The 13,077-nt window shown below is 54.2% G+C and carries 13 protein-coding genes; 4 read left to right on the top strand and 9 right to left on the bottom strand.

All coding sequences use genetic code 11. The features are described from left to right. Positions 1-122 precede the first annotated feature (122 nt). Complete coding sequence (azuC, locus tag ACMGEE_RS13140; protein WP_367317866.1) at positions 123-200, top strand: stress response protein AzuC; 78 nt, start codon at positions 123-125, stop codon at positions 198-200. Positions 201-622: 422 nt separating this feature from the next. On the opposite strand, the gene ACMGEE_RS13135 is transcribed toward azuC, so the two are convergent. The 7 genes from ACMGEE_RS13135 to ACMGEE_RS13105 form a co-directional block, all read right to left on the bottom strand. Then, a complete protein-coding gene (locus ACMGEE_RS13135) occupies positions 623-964 on the bottom strand; it encodes a hypothetical protein (RefSeq protein ID WP_253456425.1) in 342 nt (113 codons plus the stop codon). Between the two features lie 108 nt (positions 965-1,072). Further along, complete coding sequence (locus tag ACMGEE_RS13130) at positions 1,073-1,255, bottom strand: hypothetical protein (RefSeq protein ID WP_436830172.1); 183 nt, start codon at positions 1,253-1,255, stop codon at positions 1,073-1,075. Positions 1,256-1,427: 172 nt separating this feature from the next. Further along, a complete protein-coding gene (locus ACMGEE_RS13125) occupies positions 1,428-1,883 on the bottom strand; it encodes an SgcJ/EcaC family oxidoreductase (protein ID WP_253456419.1) in 456 nt (151 codons plus the stop codon). Between the two features lie 353 nt (positions 1,884-2,236). After that, positions 2,237-2,878 (bottom strand): RpiB/LacA/LacB family sugar-phosphate isomerase, encoded by a 642-nt coding sequence (locus ACMGEE_RS13120; protein WP_301252843.1) that lies wholly within the window; start codon positions 2,876-2,878, stop codon positions 2,237-2,239. A gap of 42 nt (positions 2,879-2,920) precedes the next feature. Continuing rightward, positions 2,921-3,682 (bottom strand): 2-dehydro-3-deoxy-D-gluconate 5-dehydrogenase KduD, encoded by a 762-nt coding sequence (gene kduD / locus ACMGEE_RS13115; protein ID WP_436830171.1) that lies wholly within the window; start codon positions 3,680-3,682, stop codon positions 2,921-2,923. Positions 3,683-3,695: 13 nt separating this feature from the next. Then, positions 3,696-4,835 (bottom strand): beta-galactosidase BglB, encoded by a 1,140-nt coding sequence (gene bglB, locus ACMGEE_RS13110; RefSeq protein ID WP_253456411.1) that lies wholly within the window; start codon positions 4,833-4,835, stop codon positions 3,696-3,698. 31 nt (positions 4,836-4,866) lie between these two features. After that, a complete protein-coding gene (locus ACMGEE_RS13105) occupies positions 4,867-6,453 on the bottom strand; it encodes an MFS transporter (RefSeq protein WP_301252841.1) in 1,587 nt (528 codons plus the stop codon). Positions 6,454-6,761: 308 nt separating this feature from the next. Here ACMGEE_RS13105 and adhP point away from each other — a divergent pair, with 308 nt between their 5' ends. From adhP to ACMGEE_RS13090, 3 genes are all read left to right on the top strand, one after another. Then, a complete protein-coding gene (gene adhP, locus ACMGEE_RS13100; RefSeq protein ID WP_253456406.1) occupies positions 6,762-7,787 on the top strand; it encodes an alcohol dehydrogenase AdhP in 1,026 nt (341 codons plus the stop codon). A 356-nt stretch (positions 7,788-8,143) separates the two neighbouring features. Further along, positions 8,144-9,154, top strand: coding sequence for an alpha/beta fold hydrolase (locus ACMGEE_RS13095; protein WP_301730620.1), 1,011 nt, complete (start codon positions 8,144-8,146; stop codon positions 9,152-9,154). Positions 9,155-9,565: 411 nt separating this feature from the next. After that, the gene (locus ACMGEE_RS13090) at positions 9,566-9,712 is read left to right on the top strand and encodes a hypothetical protein (protein ID WP_253456401.1); all 147 of its coding nucleotides are present in this window, start codon (positions 9,566-9,568) and stop codon (positions 9,710-9,712) included. Positions 9,713-9,721: 9 nt separating this feature from the next. Here ACMGEE_RS13090 and ACMGEE_RS13085 read toward each other — a convergent pair whose 3' ends face one another. Both ACMGEE_RS13085 and ACMGEE_RS13080 read right to left on the bottom strand, forming a co-directional pair. Beyond that, a complete protein-coding gene (locus ACMGEE_RS13085; protein ID WP_253456398.1) occupies positions 9,722-10,738 on the bottom strand; it encodes an ABC transporter substrate-binding protein in 1,017 nt (338 codons plus the stop codon). Further along, complete coding sequence (locus ACMGEE_RS13080; protein WP_436830170.1) at positions 10,738-12,852, bottom strand: TonB-dependent receptor; 2,115 nt, start codon at positions 12,850-12,852, stop codon at positions 10,738-10,740. Before ACMGEE_RS13080 ends, ACMGEE_RS13085 begins: the two co-directional genes overlap by 1 nt. Between the last annotated feature and the right edge of the window lie 225 nt (positions 12,853-13,077).

Below are 13,077 nucleotides of genomic sequence, written 5' to 3'. Positions count from 1 at the left end.
GTTTGCTTTCGCATAATCTTGCGAATTATGTGATCTGGTTCAAATTTATTTGCCTGGAAAGTGCGCTTCTTGTATACTTTTTTTGCGTTCTATCAATAAAAGTTGAATTTCAGGTGCAAAAAATGAAAAAAGTTATCAATTACGTGTTCCGTAGCTATGTTGAAACATTTAAACACGTACCGCCAGGCGCTATGTATTAATGGCTCCGGCCCGAAACCCTCGATAGCCGCGGTCAGGGAAAGACCGATGGTTATCACCTGTTACCCCGCTAAAACGTTCCTCGCTTATCCTGCTCTCAACCGTTTTCATCTCGCTAAAACACTCTTCGCCTGTCCTGCTCTCAACCGTTTCTATCTCGCTAAAACACTCTTCGCTTATTCCGTTTTCAACCGTTTTCATCTCGTTAAAACACTCTTCGCTTATCCCGTTTTTCGATCGTTTTCGACTCGCTACATGCTCTTTGCTTTTTAATCGCTTCCGGTTTGCTGATGACAATGACCGTTTTGGCTTTTAGCGCTTTGCTACGTCTGCGTTTTCTGCCGCCCGCCGGTTTTGATGACGCCACGGCGTCAAAGAGAAGCCGTCCTGCTGACTGCGTCACAGCCAGCAGGGCGGAAAGCCATTAATCCTGGCTCTGGTACTCGTCCAGCGTAGCGCTCTGACAGGCTTCCATATTCTGGCTGGCCTGCTTCTTCTGGTCTTCGCTCAGATTCATCCAGGCAGCAACCACGGTTCGGGCTTCGTCTTCGTCAAAGTCCGGTTTTTCCTGCGCGGAAGGCGACTGGCCGCGCATGTGCAGCGCTTTCAGCTTGGTGATATAGCCATCCGCCGAGTCGGCTGCTTTATCCTGCGTCACCAGCGTACAAAGGTTAGCGATATAGCCCTGGGCCGGATCGTCTGAGTCTGCAGCCTGCGCTGCGCCAGTTACCGCCAGAGCGGCAAGCAGCAGCATTATTTTTTTCATATTTGCTCCTTCACAAGGATTTACGTTCGGCCGGTTCGGCATGGCCCGTTAAGGATAGCGCTTCCGTAGCGGGCCGGCACCGTACGCCTGAAGAGTAAATACTTTAATTCAGAGCCAGGCTCTGTACCAGTCGATCTGCTGCGCGATGAGGTGATCGAAGCGCGGGCCGCTGTAGCGAGCGTAACGTTTTGCCTCCGCTTCTACATGCTGCTTTTTCTCTGCCGCCGCCACGATATCAAACAGCGCAATGCCCTGCGGCGGCGGATTGACGCGATCGTCGCCCGCTATCACCAGTCCCGGGCAGGAAAGCTGGCTGGTAGTGCAGCGTCTTCTACACGGTCAGAAAGGCGATTTTAGTAACCATCACCGGGAACGGTGTTTTATAGCGCCTGAATAGTTTTAGCGGGAGGAATAAGAAGGAGGTGCAAAAGTCTCCACGATCTCAACCGTGGAGACAGCAATCTTAACCTTCTGGCATGGCGGAGGAATGATGGCTTGAAATAAGCCATTTCTGTCCGTCCCATGCATAGGTAAAGGTATAACGCGCGGCGGCTTTAGAACCATCGCCAAAGGTAAAGGTATAGGTGCCGGTATCGATAGCTTTATTACAGCCGATGCGAACGGTACGGCTGTCGATATGGCCAACCGGCTTCTTCGCCAGGAATTTTTTAAAATAATCAACGCGCTCTTCGTCCGTCAGGCGAGCTTTGTTCGACAGCGTTGGCAGCAGCACGGCATCTGACAGATAGTTCTGCGAAACGGTGTTGGCATCGCCTGTTTTTAGCGAATCATTCCAGCGATCGAACATAGAGGCAACTTCCTGCTCGGTCATTTTAACGCAGGAAGTACTCTCCTGAGCAAAAGCCGCCGAGCTGGTAAGCACGCCGGCAATCATCAAACCAATTAATCCAGCCTTCATTAATTATCTCCGTAGTATTTGTGTTTTTAATAAAGCTAAAATACCAGAAGCTAATAAACGGACATTAAACGTTCGCAGAGATAAAAAAAGACTGTGCCCGTGGGTTGATAGAGATCACATCGATAAGCGTCGAATATTGTAAGCGCTGTGTTAATTATTTATTTAGTATTAACGGTAATAATAAATATGAATAACATTATTTATATTATACAGATGTGTTTTTTTTAATAAGCTGAGATAAAGGCAGGGTTTTTATAGCGAAAATGCGCTGTGTAAATAAGGAGGTCAGTGCAAACGACAGGAGCCGAGAGGGTAAAAAAAAGATGGTCAGCCGAAGCCGACCACCAACGTTTTTATTTCTGTAATAGCTGCTTAACCCAGGCAATGATTTCTGCATCTTTGCCCTGTTCAAACAGGCATTTCTGGAAGCGTTCGCCGCCAACGGCGGTTTTCACCAGTTCCGGGTCGATTGCGCGCAGCGTATCCAGATAGTTATCTTTGATTACCGCGCTTTTTACCTGATTGAGGATACCGGCGTTGCGTACCTGCGGCTCTTTACGCTCGACGGGATAGCCTTCGCCACGGCGGCCGGTAAAGGCCTTTTCAAACATATAGCGCACGTTCAGCTCGGCGCCCCAGCCAAAGCCTTTGGCGAAGGCCAGCGATAGCGCGTTGCCGTTATTGATTTGCGCAAACAGAAACGCATCCGCCGGATCGAGGCAGTAGCCGCACACCACGCCAGGATGGATATTTAACGACATCAGCGCGCCCTGACCGGTGCCGCAGCCGGTGACCACGAAATCTACCGCCTTTGCGTTCAGCAGAATGCTGGCCATAATGCCTAAGTGGATATAGGTCAGATGATGATCGTTCTCGTCGCTCATGCCGACGTTAAACACCGCGTCTTTATTCTGCGCCGCTACGGCCTGTAACTGCTCCAGCACCACGGCGTTTTTCGCCGCCTGGCTGTTTTCCATCATCAGTGCAATATTCATCTTTGTTCTCCAGTATTCAGTCATTGAGAGGCCGATGGCGCATCAGCGCGCCAGCCAGCCGCCATCTACCGCAAGGGTATAGCCGTTGATGTAGTCAGCGGCTTTTGATGCCAGAAAAATCACCGGACCCATTAAATCCTGCGGCGTACCCCAGCGGCCAGCCGGGATACGCGCCAGAATTTCCGCACTGCGCTCTTCATCGCTGCGTAGCTGCTCCGTGTTGTTAGTGACCATATAACCCGGCGCCAGCGCGTTAACGTTGATGCCGTATTTCGCCCACTCGTTGGCCAGCTGACGCGTCAGCCCCATCACCGCGCTTTTCGACGCGGTATAGGAAGGCACGCGCACGCCGCCCTGGAAAGAGAGCATCGAGGCAATATTGATAATCTTGCCGCCGCTCCCTTGCTTAATGAACTGACGGGCGACCAGCTGCGATAAAAAGAACAGCGTCTTGATATTGACGTTCATCACGTCATCCCAATCCTGTTCGCTGAAGTTCAGCGCGTCTTCGCGGCGGATCAAACCCGCGTTGTTGACCAGGATATCGATATGCCCCATCTCTTCTACCGCACGTTCCAACAGTGATGACAGCCGATCCTGACGGCCGAGATCGGCTTGCAAGCTGAGAAAGCGTCTTCCCGTTGCGCCGACTTCCGCCGCGGTATCGGCGGGATCGCGGCGATTAATCGCCACGATGTCACAGCCCGCCTGTGCCAGAGCCACTGCCATACTTTTCCCTAAGCCGGTATTACAACCGGTGACCACAGCCACCTTTCCCTGTAGAGAAAAATCGTCAAGAATCATGCAGTTTCCTTATTTATAGATAGACGTGCAGGTATTCCACCAGACACAGTATCGCCATCGCCTGGCCATAAGGCATGGAGGTCAGCGGTATCTGGCGGTAGAAATCGAGGTCTTTACCCATGCCGGTGCCAAAGGAAACCTGTGTCAGCTCCCCGTCCTTATTGATGCGGGAGATCAATCCTTTAATCGCCTTTTCCGCCACCGCTATATAGCGGGGATCGGCACAGCGGCGACGCGCGGCTTTTAACATGCCGAAGGCGAAGCCAGCCGTCGCGGAGGCTTCAAGATAGGAGTTGGGATCGTCCAGCAGCGTATGCCACAGGCCGCTTTCGTCCTGACATTTTTCCAGTGCCTCCAGCTGGCGGGAAAGCACCTGTTGCAGATAGCGCCGGGTCGCATCACCTTCCGGTAGCTCAAGCAGCTCAACGAATTCCGGAATAACGATGGTCAGCCAGCTGTTGCCGCGCGCCCAGCGAGCGTTAGCAAAATTATGGTGACCATCGAACGTCCAGCCGTGGAACCACAGCCCGGTTTCCTTATCCATCAGATGCTGGATATGCAACATAAACTGATACTTGGCTTCTTCGATATAGTCCGCGCGGTTCAGCAGCTTGCCGATTTTTGCCAGCGGCAGCACGGTCATCATCAGCGTGTCATCCCACAGCTGCTGATGGTTCTCTTCCGCCAGCGTGATGTGCTGCAAACCCCTCATATCGGTACGCGGCATATCATGCATAATCCAGTCTGCCCAGCTTTCCAGGTAGGGCAGCCAGCGTGGATCGCGGGTTTCCTCATAGCGGTATGCCAGCGTCAGAAACGGGCAAACCGTGTTCACGTTACGGGTGGTGGAACCTTCAGCAAAACGGTCGTTGAACCAGTTATCAATGATGGCTCGCAGCCGATCGTCCCCGGTTTGGCGGTAATACTGATGAATGCCGTACAGGCCGATGCCGTGCGTCCATTCCCATCCTGCCCAGCCTTTGGTATCAATCACCCGGCCATCGTCAAGCCTCAGTAAAAACTCGCCGGTTTCGTCGGTAATATTCACCAAATTGTCCACCAGTTTGTTGATCAGCTGATGCAGCTCCTGGCTGGAGATAAACCTTTCCGGCTGGCGCAGGAGTGGGCTGTGTTTTACTGGGTATACGACCATAATTGCTCTGTCCTCGTGGATCTTAAGTTGACTATGAATGCGTTAAATTGTCGCCGGGCGCCGCTTTTGTGGTCTGAGCGGGCAGAGTGCCGGCCGCTGGCTTATGCCGATTCAGGTAACCAATGTTGTTATTGCCCCACAGCGATTCGTAAGGCATTCCGGCCAGCATCTCGACGGTAGCGCGAGCCTGCGGCGTGATGCTGTCAGGGACGACGCCGCCCGCTATGCGCATTTTCTCGGTTTCGTCACGCAGGATTTTGTGCGTGGTCAAATTCAGCTTGAAGCGCAGGGAGATCAGGAAGCCCATGCACAGGACCAGGATCGTGCCGCCGCACATGATCATCAGGATCGCATGACTGACGTTTTCGGCCTGCTCGGTGCTGCCCGCCACAAAACCGGAAAGCTGCATCAGGATGCCGACCAGCATGACGGCACCAGCCTGCGAAGCCTTACGCGTCAGGGTCATGATCCCGGCGAAAATGCCTTCGCGACGCTGACCGGTAATCACCTCGTCCACATCTGCAATGTAGGTATAGATATTCCACGGCACGTAGTTAATGCCGCCGCGGCCCAGGCCAGCGATAGCGGAGATCAGCAGCAGCAGCGAGAAGACATCGCTCATGCCGCTGTAATAAAGCACGCCGTAGGAAAGCGTACTGAGCGCAAACAGCGCCACCACGATGCGGTAGGCGGGCGCCGGCCCAATACGGATACAGAGCGGGATCATGCCGATCACGGCAACAAACTGGAGGATCGCCATCGTGCCCATCAGGTTGGAAGCCACGGTGGCCTGCTGCATCAGCACAAATACCACGTAGTAGGTAAACACGGCGTTAAAAACGTCCTGCGCGATATAGCCGCCCAGATACATGCCCAGATGCTGACGGAAGATACGGATGCGCAGCGTAGATAACAGCTCGGTTTTCAGGCGGCCAAGGCTTTGCCCCAGCGTCAGCTTCTGCTGCTCGGCTGCCAGCGCGGCGGCGGATTTTTTCTCGGCCGGGCGCTCCCAGGTATAGCGATAAACCAGCGTCAGCACGATGGCGCACAGCACGGAAAAGACCAGGCTGGAATAGAAGAAAGAGAGCGGATTATCCTTGCCGAAATAAGCCAGCAGGATACCCGGCAGGAAAGCGGCCAGAATAGCGGAAAGCTGCGCCAGCGCGATGCGTGCGCCGGAGAATTTGGTTTTCTCTTTAAAGTCGTCGGTCATCTCCGGCACCAGGGTTTCATAAGGCACCAGAATCGAGGTGTAGACCACTTCAAAAAAGAGGTAGGTCAGCAGGTAGTAGACGTAGGTCATGTCGCCGACCCACATCAGGCTGTAGCTGAACACAAGGGGAATGCCCAGAAGGATAAAGAATTTACGGCGGCCGAAGCGTTTGCCGAGTCGGGTAGAGCCGAAGTGGTCGGTTAAGTAGCCCATTAGCGGGCTGACCACGCCATCCACAATGCGCGCCATGGCGAAAATAGAGGTGGCTTCAATAGGGCTGAGGCCGCAGAAGGTGGTGTAAAAGTAAAGCAGCCAGGCAGATGTTAATGCCATCGTACCGGCACCCAGAAAATCCCCTGATCCATAGGCGAGATAATTAAGCGTTCCTGGTTTACGTATTGTCATAATGTTCATCCTGAGTAACCAACATGCACAGCCCGGCTGTATGTCGGGAGAGGAAGTACGTTAGAGTTATGACGTCCAGAAAACCTTTGCGATTTTGCCAGCCGATATAAGGCGGTGGCGAAGAAAAGAAGATAGCGGCGGGCGGCTTCACTAATTTAATAAAATGGCGTTTCAATTTTATTGAATTAGCCATTCAGGCTTTGCCAGGCAAGATTTGTTGCGATCTGTGGTTGATTTTATGGCGTTAAATCAAAGTCAGCGGTGAAAATGTTTATATAGTTAAAAACCCAACCGAAGAGGAAAGCACAATGAAAGCTGCCGTGGTCAACAAGAATCATACTGTCGATATCGTTGAGAAAAAGCTGCGCGCGCTGGCGCATGGCGAAGCGCTGTTAAAAATGGAATGCTGCGGTGTCTGCCACACGGATCTGCACGTTAAAAATGGGGATTTTGGCGATCGTACCGGCGTGGTGCTCGGCCATGAAGGCGTCGGCGTCGTCAGCGAGGTCGGGCCTGGCGTGACCTCATTGAAGGTGGGCGACAGGGCCAGCGTGGCGTGGTTTTATAAAGGCTGCGGCCACTGCGAATACTGCACGACGGGCAATGAAACCCTGTGCCGCAACGTATTAAATGCCGGTTTTACCGCCGACGGCGGCATGGCGGAAGAGTGTATCGTGGTAGCGGACTACGCGGTGAAAGTGCCGGACGGGCTGGATCCGGCAGCGGCCAGCAGCGTAACCTGCGCGGGCGTCACCACCTATAAAGCGGTAAAGGTTTCTGGCATTCAGCCAGGCAAGTGGCTGGCAATTTACGGCCTGGGCGGACTGGGCAATCTGGCGCTGCAATATGCCAAAAATGTTTTTAATGCCAAAGTCATCGCCGTGGACGTAAACGATGCGCAGCTGGCTTTCGCCAAAGAAATGGGCGCCGACTTAGTTATCAACTCGCTGAAGGAGGATGCGGCGAAGATCATTCAGGAAAAAACGGGCGGTGCGCATGCGGCAGTGGTAACGGCAGTAGCCAAAGCGGCATTTAATTCGGCGGTAGACGCCATGCGTGCCGGTGGCCGTATCGTGGCCGTTGGCCTGCCGCCGGAGTCGATGAGTCTGAATATCCCACGTCTCGTTCTGGACGGTATTCAGGTGGTCGGCTCGCTGGTGGGCACGCGTGAAGATCTGGCTGAGGCTTTTCAGTTCGCGGCAGAGGGAAAAGTGGTGCCGAAAGTCACCAAACGTTCTCTTGAGGAGATTAATGAAATTTTCGACGAAATGCTGGAAGGGAAAATCAAAGGCCGTATGGTGATTGATTTTACTGCTGACACCCACGCTGGCTAAAGCTGGCTTGCCTGTGGAAACGGCTTAACCGCTTATTTCCACAGGCAAATATTTACAAAACCTGTCACGCGCTCATAAAGAAGCTCGACCGTGCTGGCGCTTCCGGCTCCAGTCGGCAACAGAGGCTTAGCCACAGCAGTGACACCAGCCAACCCGCATTGTTTAACATTTGTTTTCCCTTTGAACACATGGTAACAAATTAACTTTACTCACCCGTGGAGAATTCGCCACAGGCGTAGCTCTTTTTGCTAAGCGCTGTGGCGTTATACAGCAAGGGCTGCACGCCTTATCGGGACGATTAACCGCTAAGCTCAGAAGTCATCGTTTCGCTTTGAACGTTAATGAGGAGAGTTAAGGTGTTAAAAAAGGCTAAAACAGGGCTGCTCGCAGCCGCGCTGCTGACCTTTAGCGCAGTGGCTGCCAACAATACGCCGCAGTATGGCGTAGAGCTACAGGGCTTCGATTTCCCTTATCCAATTGAAAAGTTTAATTTTTCATCACAACAGCAGCCGCTTTCTATGGGCTACATTGACGCGCGACCGGCAGGGAAAGCGAACGGGCGGACGGTAGTGCTGATGCACGGCAAAAACTTCTGCGGCGTGACCTGGCAGGATGCCATAGAGGCGCTGCGTCATGCGGGCTATCGGGTAATTGCGCCGGATCAGATCGGCTTTTGCACCTCAACCAAGCCTGCTTACTATCAATACAGTTTCCAGCAACTGGCGTTAAACACGCATCAGCTGCTCGCCAGCCTGCATATTGATAAGATCACGCTGGTCGGCCATTCAACCGGCGGGATGCTGGCTACACGCTATGCGTTAATGTACCCACAGCAGGTAGAAAAGCTGGCGCTGGTTAACCCGATCGGGCTGGAGGACTGGAAGGCGAAGGGCGTGCCCTGGCGCAGCGTGGACGACTGGTATCAGCGAGAGCTGAAAACCAGCGCGGAAAGCATCAAGGCGTATGAGCAGAAAACCTATTACAGCGGCCAGTGGAAGCCGGAATACGATCGCTGGGTCACTATGCTGGCGGGGCTGAATAACGGGCCGGGCCACAAGCTGGTTGCCTGGAATTCCGCGCTGCTCTACGACATGATATTTACCCAGCCGGTTTATTATGAATTTGGCAACCTGACGGTGCCGACGACGCTGCTGATTGGCACGGCAGACACCACCGCTATCGGCAGCGATATCGCGCCGCCGGAGGTAAAAGCGAAAATAGGGCACTATAACGAGCTGGGCAAAGAGGCGGCGAAACTGATCCCCCATGCCAGGCTGATTGAATTCACAGGAATGGGACATGCGCCGCAGATGGAAGATCCCGCTATGTTTAACCGTACGCTGATTGACGATCTGAACAAGCTCTGATGACAGCACAGCGCAGGCTTCCAGCCTGCGCTGCGAACGCGTCCGCATGACGCCGGGTGCCTCCCGGTGAGTCAGAAAAGCCATAACCTGACCCGCTATTTGCCACATGGTTAGCTGACTGGCTTAGCCCCGCCGCTCAGGGGGATCCGCCATACGGAAAAAAGCATAAATTTATCGGCATCAACCAAACCGAAACGATAGCGTGTTGCTTGCGAAATAAATAATAATTAACGGGAAGGTTTCAGGTGTTAATAGTGGATTAAATTAATAGCTATTCGCGTCATATTAATAATATTATTTCCTTCAAAGTTGTAAGTTTACTATTAATTTTTGGCTATTATTCGGCGCGTTATCATTACGTTGACGCTATCGTTTTTATTCTTTCTTCAGGCAATTTTCTCTGAAGATAATATGAAAAAATATAGCGTTCTGGTCTGTTTTTTACTGCTGTGTGGCTGCATGGGGCACCGTCATGCTCAGCAACATAATCCGGTTGCAGACTGTTCCAGCCACGACGATGAAATCGACTGTAGCTGGAACGTGCCCGACAGGCCGTAACGGCCGCGCTTATGCCGGCCCCTGCGCGTGCAATATGCGCTGCGCCTGGTCCACCGTTAGCGCGTAATCGAAAAAGCGGCGGTAAAAATCCTGCGTCGCCTTGACCATATCAAGCTGCGGGAAAAGCTCGGGATGCAGAAGTTTTGCCGCCCACTGAATTTGCAGCCCGGCTTCCGTGCCGTAGCGATCCCAGGGAAACACGCCCGCCGGATTTTGCCAGACCTGATGGCGTTTTACCGCCTGCAGATTGGCAAACAGCGCCGCATAGTCTGAATCGGCCAGCTTTCCGGCTCCCGCGCCGATAATGATGATATCCGGCTGCCAGAAAAGCACGTTTTCCGGCGAGGTTTCTTTCATATTGCCGTTTACTTCCGCCGCCACATTGCGGCCGCCAGCCAGGCGGATCCAGGTGTCGATCAACGTGTTGCGTCCGTCAACCTTCAGCGGATGCAGGGACTGAATATGTAAAACGCCAGGCCGCTGGCTATTGCTTAGCCCTGCGGTTTTCGCCTGTATAGCGGCAATCCGGGCATCGAGCCAGGCGTTATAGGCTTGTGCTCGCCGTCGCGCCTGCGCCGTGCCGACCACCCCGGCCGTCGTCAGCAGCGAGCGCTGCATAGAGGGAAAATCGTCAAAGTGCATGACCAGCGTCGGCAGCCCGGCCCGCCGGTAAGCGTCAGCATCCGCATCTTCTGCCGCTACAAATACTGTATCGACCTTTGCGGCCAGCAGCGCCTCGCTGTTAAACGTGCGGCCATGAACCGACAGCGCCTGATGCAGCGACGGCGCTATTTTAAACATCCAGGGGCGATCGCTGGCGTGATTAACGGTCGCCACGATGCGGTCGCCCGCGCCCAGGGTCATCAACAGCGAATGATGCGCATACCAGCCGTCGGCGATCCGTCGGGCCTGCTGCGGTACCTCGACCTTGTTGCCGGCGTCGTCAATAACGCTCCGGGCAAAGCCAGGTGTAGCAAAAAGCAGGAAGAGAGCCGCCAGCAGCGGCGTAATCAGGGGTTTTATCATCAGAACCTCAGCTGTAGAGAAAGCTGCGCCATGCGCGGTTCGCCGAGCTGGGCGCTGGCATAGCCCGCGCCGCTGTAGCCGTTCAGGCCGCCGGGCACGATATTCGTCCAGTAATGGCGATTAGTCAGGTTGGTGACATCCAGGCGAAAAATGGTTTCCGTATTGAAGAGCCGCGTTGTGTAGCTGCTGCCGATATCGAAAGTCGTATAGCTTCCTGTCCAGCTGTCGTTGGCGTTATCGGTACTGCGGCGTCCTACGTAGTGCATGCCGCCATGAATATCCGTACCGCGTAAAAAAGGTAAATCGTAAGCGGCGAACAGGCTGGCCGTATAGCGAGCCAGGCCCACTATCTGCCTGCCGCTCGTGGCGGGACTGGCAGTATCGCGCAGGCGTGGATCGAGCCATGTCATGCCGCCATACAGATGCAGCCTGTCGGTAACGTCGCCGTCGGCCATCAGCTCCAGCCCCCGGTTGCGCTGGCTGCCGTCCACGGCATAGTCGCCGCTGGCGGTGGCATAAGCGAAAGGGCGGTCAATCCGGAACAGCGCGGCGGTCAGCAACAGCTTATCAATCGCCAGCTTGCTGCCCACTTCCAGCTGTTTGCTGCGATAAGGCGCCAGGATGCTGCCCGCGTTCGTGGAGCCGCTCGGCGCGGTATCGCCCTGTTGCAGGCTGTCTGCCCAGCTCATATAGAGCGTCAGCGGTTCGACAGGCTTGAACATCAGGCTGGCCGATCCGCTAAAGCCGCTGTTATCCGAATGGCTGCTGCGGCTGCCGGTTTTTGCATAGTTAGCGGAAGTCAGGAAGCTTTCGCTACCGGCCAGCAGCAGGCTCCACTGCGGTGAGAAGGTCAGCGTATCGCTAAGCAAAAAGGCCTGCTGCGTGGCGGTAGCCGAATGGTAGCGATGGGTGAAATCCGGGTAGTCCGGTTCGGCAAAGGATTGCGGCTCGTCGAGCGAGGCGCTACCCAGCGTGCTGGTGGTGCCGTTCAGCGGATTATAATTTTTCCAGACAAAGCCGCGCAGGCCGGTAGAAAGCTGATGATGTAGCCAGCCCGTTTCCAGCTCGCCGTTCAGGTTCGCCATATAGCTGTTAATGGTAAAGCGGCTGGCCGTAGAAGAGGAGGTGGTGGTTTTATAATGACCGGCGCGGTCGGTAAAAGTATTCGTGACCGCCGTGGATTCACGATCGGCAATCTGCCGCAGCACGCCCAGTTCGCCCTGCCAGTTCCCGTCAAAATCGTGCTTCAGATGTACGCTGGCCGTCAGCGTATGGTTATTGCTACCGGCATAGTATTGTCCGAGATGCGTCTTTTTGGGATCCGGCGCGGCGGGGAAAGAGAGGCCATTGCCCAGCGCAAATTTGCCCGGCAGCCCTTTTTCATAATAGTGGTAATAACTGAAATTGCTTTCTAACGTCGTACGATCGGTTAGCGTTGCGTCCAGCCCCAGGCTGAACAGCTGACGGCGCTTTTTACTGCCTTGCGCAAAGCCGTCACCCTCGTCATCCAGAAAATTAGCGCGATAGCGCAGGCGATCATTGTCGTCCAGCGGGCCGCTGAAGTCGCCGGAAACCAGGCGGCTGAGGCCGGTGCCGGCGCCAAAAGTAAGGCTGTGCTGTGCGGTGTCGGTGGGGCGCTTCGCCACAAAGTTAAACAGCCCGGCCGGATTTGCCGGCCCGTAAAGCGATCCACCCAAACCGTTCAGCACTTCCAGATGGTCAAACTGCTCGGCAGCGTAATCGGTAGTTGAGACGACATTCAGGCCGTCAATCATGGAGTTCTGTACCACGCTGCCCTGCATTCCACGCGTTTGCGGGCGGGCGCCGTCACCCTGCACGGAAGGCATATAGCGATAGATATCCGTGATGCTTTTTAACTGCTGGTGCTTCATCAGCGTTGGGGAGACTTGCTGCACGGACCAGGGCGTATTGCGGATTTCCTGCTTGCCCAGGTTACCCAGCGTGACCTGCCTGTCGGGCGCAGCCGCTTCGCTATCCGGCGCGGCGGCTACAGTGAGGGTTTCTTCCTGGGTAGCGGCCTGAGCCTGAATACCTGTCAAAATCAGTACGTAAAGCGCGCGCTTCATCATGCGCGGCGGTGAGGCTATTGTCATTTTATACCTTGCCGATCGAAAAGCAGCCTTCGGGCTGCCTGAATGCAGATGCCTGTAAAGTTCACGCGAAAGATAGCATATCGTTATATGATAAATTATATAGCGAGTGCTATCCGCAGGAGCCTGGAATATGCTGCTGGATAACGGCCCATCAACAATAATTAATGATGCCTACAGATTTTCTGCATCATATTATTTTGCGTAAAGCGGGAACATTATCAGATG

The organism is Erwinia artemisiae (assembly GCF_051400835.1).
Taxonomy (GTDB): domain Bacteria; phylum Pseudomonadota; class Gammaproteobacteria; order Enterobacterales; family Enterobacteriaceae; genus Erwinia; species Erwinia aeris.
The sequence above is the reverse complement of the archived record's forward strand: the minus strand, read 5'-3'. Positions and strand labels throughout refer to the sequence as shown.

Coding starts and splice junctions, on each gene's coding strand:
- azuC (WP_367317866.1), top strand. CDS start 123: ATGAAAAAAGTTATCAATTACGTGTTCCGTAGCTATGTTGAAACATTT.
- ACMGEE_RS13125 (WP_253456419.1), bottom strand. CDS start 1,883: ATGAAGGCTGGATTAATTGGTTTGATGATTGCCGGCGTGCTTACCAGC.
- bglB (WP_253456411.1), bottom strand. CDS start 4,835: ATGGTCGTATACCCAGTAAAACACAGCCCACTCCTGCGCCAGCCGGAA.
- ACMGEE_RS13080 (WP_436830170.1), bottom strand. CDS start 12,852: ATGACAATAGCCTCACCGCCGCGCATGATGAAGCGCGCGCTTTACGTA.
- kduD (WP_436830171.1), bottom strand. CDS start 3,682: ATGATTCTTGACGATTTTTCTCTACAGGGAAAGGTGGCTGTGGTCACC.
- ACMGEE_RS13135 (WP_253456425.1), bottom strand. CDS start 964: ATGAAAAAAATAATGCTGCTGCTTGCCGCTCTGGCGGTAACTGGCGCA.
- ACMGEE_RS13105 (WP_301252841.1), bottom strand. CDS start 6,453: ATGACAATACGTAAACCAGGAACGCTTAATTATCTCGCCTATGGATCA.
- ACMGEE_RS13090 (WP_253456401.1), top strand. CDS start 9,566: ATGAAAAAATATAGCGTTCTGGTCTGTTTTTTACTGCTGTGTGGCTGC.
- ACMGEE_RS13085 (WP_253456398.1), bottom strand. CDS start 10,738: ATGATAAAACCCCTGATTACGCCGCTGCTGGCGGCTCTCTTCCTGCTT.
- adhP (WP_253456406.1), top strand. CDS start 6,762: ATGAAAGCTGCCGTGGTCAACAAGAATCATACTGTCGATATCGTTGAG.
- ACMGEE_RS13120 (WP_301252843.1), bottom strand. CDS start 2,878: ATGAATATTGCACTGATGATGGAAAACAGCCAGGCGGCGAAAAACGCC.